Source organism: Mycobacterium sp., from assembly GCF_032162605.1.
Classification (GTDB): Bacteria; Actinomycetota; Actinomycetes; order Mycobacteriales; family Mycobacteriaceae; genus Mycobacterium.
Map to the genome: position 1 here is coordinate 1 of NZ_JAVROT010000072.1, position 6,958 is coordinate 6,958.

General features: G+C 67.0%; 5 protein-coding genes and 4 pseudogenes. 5 read left to right on the forward strand and 4 right to left on the reverse strand.

Translation table 11 applies throughout. The annotated features are described in order from the left end of the window. Positions 1 to 43: 43 nt before the first annotated feature. Positions 44 to 172, reverse strand: a pseudogene (locus QOI01_RS03950) (SDR family oxidoreductase); the annotation flags it as partial. A gap of 34 nt (positions 173 to 206) precedes the next feature. On the opposite strand from QOI01_RS03950, the pseudogene QOI01_RS03955 reads away from it, so the two are divergent. The 3 genes and pseudogenes from QOI01_RS03955 to QOI01_RS03965 form a co-directional block, all read left to right on the forward strand. Further along, positions 207 to 497, forward strand: a pseudogene (locus QOI01_RS03955) (acyl-CoA dehydrogenase family protein); the annotation flags it as partial. A 51-nt stretch (positions 498 to 548) separates the two neighbouring features. Further along, entirely contained in the window at positions 549 to 2,738 is a 2,190-nt protein-coding gene (locus QOI01_RS03960; RefSeq protein WP_526378795.1) for a thiamine pyrophosphate-dependent enzyme, read from the forward strand. A gap of 68 nt (positions 2,739 to 2,806) precedes the next feature. Beyond that, positions 2,807 to 3,511: pseudogene (locus QOI01_RS03965) on the forward strand (CoA transferase); the annotation flags it as partial. Between the two features lie 318 nt (positions 3,512 to 3,829). On the opposite strand, the gene QOI01_RS03970 reads toward QOI01_RS03965, so the two are convergent. The 3 genes from QOI01_RS03970 to QOI01_RS03980 all read right to left on the reverse strand — a co-directional run bounded on the left by QOI01_RS03970 (position 3,830) and on the right by QOI01_RS03980 (position 5,173). Next, positions 3,830 to 4,048: a hypothetical protein gene (locus QOI01_RS03970; RefSeq protein ID WP_526378797.1), complete on the reverse strand. Its 219-nt coding sequence runs from the start codon at positions 4,046 to 4,048 to the stop codon at positions 3,830 to 3,832. A gap of 95 nt (positions 4,049 to 4,143) precedes the next feature. Beyond that, positions 4,144 to 4,905 (reverse strand): class I SAM-dependent methyltransferase, encoded by a 762-nt coding sequence (locus QOI01_RS03975; RefSeq protein ID WP_526378799.1) that lies wholly within the window; start codon positions 4,903 to 4,905, stop codon positions 4,144 to 4,146. Position 4,906: 1 nt separating this feature from the next. Beyond that, the gene (locus QOI01_RS03980; protein WP_526378801.1) at positions 4,907 to 5,173 is read right to left on the reverse strand and encodes a hypothetical protein; all 267 of its coding nucleotides are present in this window, start codon (positions 5,171 to 5,173) and stop codon (positions 4,907 to 4,909) included. 160 nt (positions 5,174 to 5,333) lie between these two features. Between QOI01_RS03980 and QOI01_RS03985 the strand changes: the two genes are divergently transcribed. Both QOI01_RS03985 and QOI01_RS03990 read left to right on the forward strand, forming a co-directional pair. Continuing rightward, entirely contained in the window at positions 5,334 to 6,227 is an 894-nt protein-coding gene (locus QOI01_RS03985) for a LysR family transcriptional regulator (RefSeq protein WP_526378803.1), read from the forward strand. Between the two features lie 497 nt (positions 6,228 to 6,724). Then, a pseudogene (locus tag QOI01_RS03990) lies at positions 6,725 to 6,958 on the forward strand (sugar ABC transporter substrate-binding protein); the annotation flags it as partial.

The following is a 6,958-nucleotide window of genomic DNA, read 5'->3' on the forward strand; positions in this document are numbered from 1 at the left end:
GTGTTCATAGTCATCTCTCGCCATTCGGTGGTGTCGTCGGTCGCTAGACCTGTGCCATGCCGCCGTCGACGCTCAGTTCGGCACCGGCCACGAAACTGCTGTCATCGGAGGCCAAGAACAGTGCCGCGGCCGCGATCTCGTCTGGGCGGCCCATCCGGTTGAGGGGTACAGCCGTAGTGATGGGTACGTTTCAGTCGCCGCCCGGTTCACTCGACGACGGCAAGGGTGTGCTGCTGGCGCTCCACCTCGGCCGTCTCAAGGACTCCACTGGGCTCGCCGGTCACCAGGTCAGCCTCGGCAAGCTGAACAACGTGCGGGCAGCGCTGGCGATCGCCAGGACCGCCCGCACCATTCTCGGTGCCAGCGGCATCACGGCCGAGTACCCGGTGATGCGGCACGCGAACAATCTGGAATCGGTGCTTACCTACGAAGGCACCAGCGAGATGCATACTCTGATCATCGGGCAGGCATTGACGGGAATGGCCGCGTTCCGCTGACGGCGTCAGTTGTGGGCGCATCGACAATCAGCCGCTAGCTCAGGAGGCCCTGTGGCCGAGTCCATCGACGAATACTTCACCACGACCGTTTCCGCGTTGACCGGGTCCACACCTCGGCGCGGGGCTGCCGGCGCCGAACCCCTCCGGAACGGTTCGGCGCTGACGGTGCAGAACTCGTTGGCGATCTTCGACGCCCAGCTGGGCAGCCGACACCTCGATCTGGCCGCGCGATGGCTGCGGTCGCAGGGCAAGGGCTACTACACCATCGGCTCGTCCGGACACGAGGGCAACGCCGCGGTGGCTGCGGCGCTGCGGCCCACCGATCCGGCGCTACTGCATTACCGCTCCGGTGGCTTCTTCCTGGCCCGGGCCCAACAGGTGGGCGGCCGCAGCTCCGGATCGGATGCGCTGCGCGATGTGCTGCTTGGCCTGGTGGCCGCCACCGAGGAGCCGATCTCCGGCGGACGGCACAAGGTCTTCGGGCGCCACGACCTGAACATCATTCCGCAGACCTCGACCATCGCCTCGCACCTGCCACGCGCGGTCGGTGTCGCGTTCTCGATCGCCAGGGCCAGGAAACTCGGCGTCAGCTGCCTGTGGCCCGACGATGCGCTGGCCGTGTGCAGTTTCGGCGATGCGTCGGTGAACCACTCCACGGCGGTCGGCGCGATCAACACCGCGATCCATTCCGGCTACCAGGGCCTGCCGATGCCGCTGTTGTTCGTCTGTGAGGACAACGGGATCGGTATCAGCACCAAGACGCCACGCCGCTGGGTGGAGCGCACGTATGGGCGCCGCGACGGGTTGGAGTACTTCGCCGCCGACGGCTCCGATCCCGTGGCGACGTTCGACACCGCGCAGGCCGCTGCGTCGTGGACGCGTGCCCACCGCCGCCCCGCGTTCCTGCATCTGCGCACGGTCCGGCTGATGGGCCACGCTGGTTCCGACTACGAGCCGGGTTACCGGCGGCCCGACGAGATCACCGCCGACTTCGACCGGGATCCGGTGCTGTGCACCGCGAAACTTCTGATCGCCCAGGGGATCCTGATGCCCGCCGAGGTACTCGACCGGTACGAGGCCAAGCGCGCGGAGGTCATCGGGCTGGCGCGCGAGGCCAGTGAACTCGCGCAGCTCGACAATTCGACGGCGGTGATGCAGCCGTTGCGTGACACCCTCGACGAGGCGGTGAAGGCGTCCGCGACACCTCTCGATTCGGCGGATACGTCCCGGGATGCGCCGGTGACGGTGGCGCTGGCCATCAACCGCGCACTGCGGGACGTCCTCGACCGGCACCCGGAAGCGCTGGTGTTCGGTGAGGACGTCGCCCGCAAGGGCGGTGTGTACGGCGTGACGCGTGGCTTACAGAACAAGGCCGGTCCGGCACGGGTGTTCGACACACTGCTCGACGAACAGGCCATCCTCGGGCTGGCGCTGGGCGCCGGGGTATCGGGGTTGTTGCCCATCCCTGAAATCCAGTACCTGGCTTACTTCCACAACGCTGCAGACCAGATCCGCGGCGAGGGCGCCACGCTGCAGTTCTTCGCCGACCGTCAGTACCGCAACCCCATGGTCGTCCGCGTCGCCGGTTACGGATATCAGAAGGGCTTCGGCGGGCACTTCCACAACGACAACTCCATCGCGGCCATCCGCGACATCCCCGGCGTGGTGATCGCTTCCCCGGCAAGGCCCGACGATGCCGCGGCGATGATGCACGCGTGCGTAGCCGCCGCGACCGCCGCGGGCGCGGTGTGCGTGTACCTCGAGCCGATCGCGCTGTATCACACCCGCGACCTGCACGAGGACGGCGACGAGCAGTGGCTGGCCAGCTATCCGGGTCGGGCCGCACCGATCGGACGTGCCCGCACCTACGGCGACGGCACCGACCTGACAATCCTGACGTTCGGCAACGGGCTGTGGATGAGCCTGCGGGTCGCCCGCCGCCTGGAAGGCATGGACATCGCAGCCCGGGTCGTGGACCTGCGGTGGCTGGCACCCCTGCCCGTCAACGACATGGTTCGCGAGGCGACCGCCTCCGGCCGGGTGCTCATCGTCGACGAAACCCGCCAGACCGGGGGCGTGGGCGAGGGTGTGCTGGCGGCGCTGGTCGCACACGGCTTCACCGGCCGGGTGAACCGGGTGGCCAGCAAGGACAGTTTCATCCCGCTCGGCGACGCGGCGTTGGAGGTGCTGTTGTCTGAGGACACCATCGAGGCCGCCGCGGTCAAGTTGGCCCGCGCCTAGACCGGGCGCCCGTTCGCGCCTTGCTCACTTGAGCGGATGGCCAAACCCCATCGGATCCCACCCGCCCGCTGGCCGGGGTGCGCATCGTCGAGATCTCCAGCTTCGTCGCGGCGGACATGCGGTCTGCCGAAGGTTAGCAACTGGTGCAGCGCCTGATCGCCGCCAGCGGTGCGCTGATCACCAACGTCGCTGGGCGGCACTGGCATTCCTACGCTACCCTTGGTGCAGCTGGCGCCCGATCTGATCCACGTCGAGGTGTCGGGCCGAGCGGACGGCGGGACGGGCGTGGACTACACGGTCACCGCCGCGCTGCGGCACCGCGACGCCAGCGGTGCGGGTGCCCGGATCAGCATTCCGCTGGAGAACGTGGCGCTGGCGACGGCGGGCAATCTCAGTTTCCTCACCGAGGTGATGGTGAACGGCGTTGCGCGCCAGCGGATCGGCAACTCGCTCTACGGCACGTACGGGCAGCACTTCACCACAGCGACGGCGCCGCGTTCATGGCGGTCACACTCACCGGACGGCATTTCCGCGACCTGACAGAAGTCACTGGCACCACCAAAGCCGTTGCCGCCCTTGCTGAGGCGCTCGGCGCCGACTTCGCCGACGAGGGCGAGCAGTACCGTCATCGTGACGCGCTGACGGGGCTGTTCACCGTGTGGTTCACCGGCCACACCGCCGACGAGATCGCTGCGGCGCTGTCGGGCACGTCGGTCTTGTGGGAGCGCTACCGCAGCTTCGCCGACGTGGCGGCAGACGACCGGGTCATCGCACGGCGGCTCATAAATGACGAGCAAGGCACACGACGCCCGCGAGCGAAACCGTCGGCTTTCATCCCCTTGTGCGTGACGTGCTCCAAGCGTCCTACCTCGAAGCGGTGGCCCCAGGTCAGCTCCAGGCGCAGTCCATGACTCATGTACTTCCTGCTCGGCTGGCTCCGCCCGCTCCGCGTGAAAGGGGAGTACTTTGCAGTCGAGCAGCTACGGCTGCATGCAGAGGCGCTGCTCCAACTGGTCAACGAGCGTGAACCCTTGTCGTCGTACTCACAGCAAGGCGCGGGGCGGGCGCGCGACGAAGTCCACATCTACTATTCAGGATTCGTCGAATGGGCTAGCGGCAGCATCGGCCGAAACGGACCCAGCACGTTCCTGCGAGGGTAGATCCTTCGGTAACCCCGTGCTCCGAACAACGGCTTCGACCGCCGCGGCGATCTCGCGATGATCAACACCTGATCCGTGCAGGGCGACGAGCGGTATGCCAGCACCGTGCTCGACGAAATGGATCCTTACGTCGTTGATCGTGCGCTGCACGTCGGCTCCTTTCACCTGACTGTTGGTCGAGCCCGGATCGGGCGACGATCTTCGTCGGCGTCGCGCGCACGACGAGCATCGCGTTCTTCGCGGCGCTAGCGACGGCGGGCGGTCACGAGCCAGGCACACGAGTCGAACCACACGCCGCCGTCGCGGATGTCGAGGATGGTTCGTAGACGGCTGAGTGCGCGATCGGTCGACGCGTCGTCCTGGTCGCCGAGCATCTCGCTCGTCATTCGCAGCGAACGAATGGAGTGCAGTGCGCTCGCGGCGCTTGCACCGTAGTAGACCGGCTCGCGTACCTCAGCCAGCTGCACGTCGACGAAGCCGGCGCCGCTCAGGATGGCGTGCACCTTCGCCGGGTCAGCCAAGGAGAAGGCGGCGTCTCCGACCGGGGTCGATGGTGCACCCACTTCGTCGGTTAGCGCCAGTTGCACGGCGGTGTGCCAGGCTTGGAGGCTGCTGTCCTGCCAGACCAGCTGGACGAATCGCGCACCCGGGCGCAGCGCCCTCGCGATGTTGGCGAACGCGGCACTCGGATCGGCGAAGAACATCGTGCCGAAGCGACTGAGGCCAGTCGTGAAGCGTTCCGCCGGAAGCGGGTGGACCTGCGCGTCGCCAAGCTCGAACCGTGCATTGGCGAGCCCTTCCAGGTTTGTCAGGCGGCGGCCCCGTGCCAGCATCGACGCCGAGATGTCGATGCCGAGCGCGTAGCCGCCGGGCGCGGCGTGCGCGGCCGACCTGGTGGTCTGTCCGGTTCCGCAGCCGATGTCGAGGACACGGGCGTCCACATCGATGTCGACCGCCTCCAGCAGTCGTGCATGGTAGTGGCGCAGCTCGGCGTCGTAGTCGAACATGTCACTCGGTCCAGCGGCCAGGGCCGTCCCGGAGCACGCCTTGCACCGTGTCTAGTGCGACGCCGGGTTCGAACTCCGTTAGCCACCAGGTGGCGCCGGCCGAAGCGAAGGGCACTGGGTCGACACCGACCGGCAGGCCGACCGCGAAGTCGTAGGCCATAGTGTCCTGCTTCCGAAGATCGGTGATGGTTGCGACGACTTCGGCGAGTTGGTCCGGGTGGTCGAGGTTCGCCGGGAAGAAGCCGTCGAGCCGGGCGGCCCGGCGCATGGGCTTGACGTGCGCGCGTCAGGCGTGGCAGTCGCGCGGGAACCCGCCAGCGAGCTACGGCCTTGAAGTGCAATCATGCCAATCAGGCTAGGTCGGCGCATGCATTCAGAAAAGCGATGATCTTCGATCGTTTTGATCGTATTGGCTTATCATCACGGGGATGCGCGGCATCGAGCTCCGACACCTGGCAACGCTGGCCGCGATCGCCGATGAGCAGACCTTCGGGCGTGCGGCGGCCCGGCTCGGTTACACGCAGTCGACCGTGAGTCAGCACATCGCCGCGCTCGAGCGGGCAGTCGGTGGGGCCGTGTTCGACCGACCGCGCGGTCCGAAACAGGTCCGGATCACACCGCTTGGCTCCGTGGTCTTGAGCCACGGACGCGACCTACTCGCCGACGCGCAACGCCTCACCGAAACGGTCGACCGGTTCAGGGCAGGTGACGGCCGCGTCGACATCGGCACGTTGCAGAGTGTGTCCACCGTGATCCTCCCGACAGTGCTGCGCAAACTGCGTGACGAGCGTCCCAACTGCGACGTCAGGCTGTGCGAGGAAGAACCTGATGACCCCAGGATCGGTGATCTCGACTTGCTGTTCTACGACGGTCGGATCGGCGGCGAGGTCGAGCACCGAAAGCTCTTGGATGATCCGTACCTCCTGGTGACTAGACCAGGAGACTACGACGACGGCCCGGCCCGGGTGCGCGATCTCGACGACGCGCCACTGGTGGCCTGGCCGGCGACCTGCGACCAGCCCAGGCTGGAGCAGGTACTCACCGACTGCGGCGCCCAGCCCCGGATCGTGTTCCGCACCGCGGGCAACGAAACAATCCTGTCGATGGTGCGGGCAGGCATGGGAGTCGCGGTATTACCATGGCTCGCCGTCCACGGTGCCGACGTCTGGTCCGACGACCGGCTGCGCGTCCACGAGTTGCGACCATCGCCGGCCCGCGAGATCTATCTGCATTGGCCGGCCGGACGCACCCAATCACCGCTCGCGGTCCGGACGATCGAGATCGCCGTCGAAGTCGCCGACGAGTTATCGGCACAGCAATGACCGGTGATGTTTGAGGCCTGCGTCAAGCCGCAGGGACGCGCCCGCACGAAAACAGTGGCCTCGCCCTGCCCTCGGCGGACCCGGCACTAGCGGGCCAGGGCACGCTTGGGGTGGACCGGACGCCTCCACGGATTGTTCTTGCACCAGCCCGCCCTCGTCGACGGTCGTTCCGGCCATGTCCGGGCTGACGAGGTCGAATGGGTGTGAGGTCATGAGATCTCCTTGACGATGCGTAGATCGTGGGCGGCCCCGTGAGGCGCGGACTGGGTGTTGTCGATGGTGTGCCTGCCTCCGTGCAGGTCGATGCCCTGCCCGATGAGATGCGCGTAGATCGAACCGGAGTCGGGATCGAACCATCGACATCAAGGGCGAAGCCACAGGCACTACAAACGGCGGAACTATTTCGCGGAAGCGCATGCGCAAGCGCTTGCCATGTCCCTAGGCTCCTGCAGAACACGCGGCGCGATCGGCGTCGCATCGGGGACAAGGGAGTCCACATGTTCGGAAAGCGCAACAGAAGCACGCTCACGGTCGGGACGGTTCTCGTGGCAGGCTCGTTGGTTCTCGGTCTGACCGCCTGCGGCGGATCGGATTCGGGCAGCGCCAAGGTCGGACTGATCACCAAGACCGATTCGAACCCGTACTTCGTGAAGTTGCGTGAGGCCGCCCAGGCGCAGGCCGACAAGGATGGCGCCAAGCTGATCGCGCTGGCGGGTGCGTTCGACGGTGAC

Bases quoted from the DNA above. Each gene is read 5' to 3' on its own strand.
- QOI01_RS03975 (WP_526378799.1), bottom strand. From the start codon at position 4,905: ATGTTCGACTACGACGCCGAGCTGCGCCACTACCATGCACGACTGCTG.
- QOI01_RS03980 (WP_526378801.1), bottom strand. From the start codon at position 5,173: ATGCGCCGGGCCGCCCGGCTCGACGGCTTCTTCCCGGCGAACCTCGAC.
- QOI01_RS03985 (WP_526378803.1), top strand. From the start codon at position 5,334: ATGCGCGGCATCGAGCTCCGACACCTGGCAACGCTGGCCGCGATCGCC.